2 protein-coding genes are annotated in these 946 nt (G+C 70.9%); both read right to left on the reverse strand.

What is annotated here, in order from left to right; genetic code table 11:
- The coding region (locus tag SLP03_RS31425) for a sigma-70 family RNA polymerase sigma factor (RefSeq protein WP_319464262.1) at positions 1 to 542 on the reverse strand (542 nt) is incomplete at its 3' end.
- On the reverse strand, positions 539 to 946 hold a 408-nt coding region (locus tag SLP03_RS31430; protein ID WP_319464263.1), incomplete at its 5' end, for a carboxymuconolactone decarboxylase family protein. The genes SLP03_RS31430 and SLP03_RS31425, both read right to left, overlap by 4 nt.

Genomic DNA, 946 nt, shown 5'->3' on the forward strand with positions numbered 1-946 from the left:
GCGGCGAGGAACCGCTCGACCACCTGCTCCTGCTCGGTGCGGCTCACCGACATCCGCGGCCGGCGCGCCGCCACGTGCTTGCGGGCCCGCGTCGCGATCTGGCGCACCGCCGCCGGCGACTTGTCCAGCGCCTCGGCGATCTCGTCGTACGGCACGTCGAAGACCTCGCGGAGCACGAAGACCGCGCGCTCCGTCGGCAGCAGCGTCTCGAGTACCGCCAGCATGGCGATCGACACGCTCTCCGCAAGCTCGACGTCCTCGGCGACGTCCGGGCTGGTCAGCACGGGCTCGGGCAGCCACTCGCCCACGTACTCCTCGCGCTGCCGCGCGAGCGTGCGCAGCCGGTTGAGGCAGAGCCGGGTCACGATCCGCACGAGGTACGCCCGAGGGTCCCGGACCTCGCAGCGCTCGGCGTCGACCACGGCTGCCCACCGCAGCCAGGTCTCCTGCACCACGTCCTCGGCGTCGGCGACCGAGCCGAGCATCTCGTAGGCGACGGTGAACAGCAGGCTGCGGTGGGCGACGAAGGGGTCCTCGCTCATGACGCGGACGCTACTCCCGGTCGCTCGGCCAGCGGCTTCAAGCCGCACGCGGCGGCGAAGCCGTCGGACTCGATGCCGAGCGCCACGTTGCCACGCGTGCTCATGTTCGCGAATGCGATCACCGAGGTGAGCTCGACCACGGCGGAAGGTCCCAGCTCGGCGTGCAGCCGGTCCACCAGCTCGTCGGTCACGGTCGGCGGTGTCTGGCTCATCGCCTCGGCGTACTCCAGGACGTCCCGCTCCAGCGGAGTGAAGACGTCCGCCTCCCGCCACCGCGGGATCTCGCGCGCCTTCTCCACGTCGAGCCCCTTGTTGCGGGTCTCGAAGTAGTTGAAGTCCAGGCACCACGTGCAGCCGACTAGCGACGCGACCGCCATGTGGGCGAACGACTTCAGGCCCTCGTC

The sequence above is a fragment of the Micromonospora sp. RTP1Z1 genome (genome assembly GCF_033804685.1).
Classification (GTDB): Bacteria; Actinomycetota; Actinomycetes; order Mycobacteriales; family Micromonosporaceae; genus Micromonospora.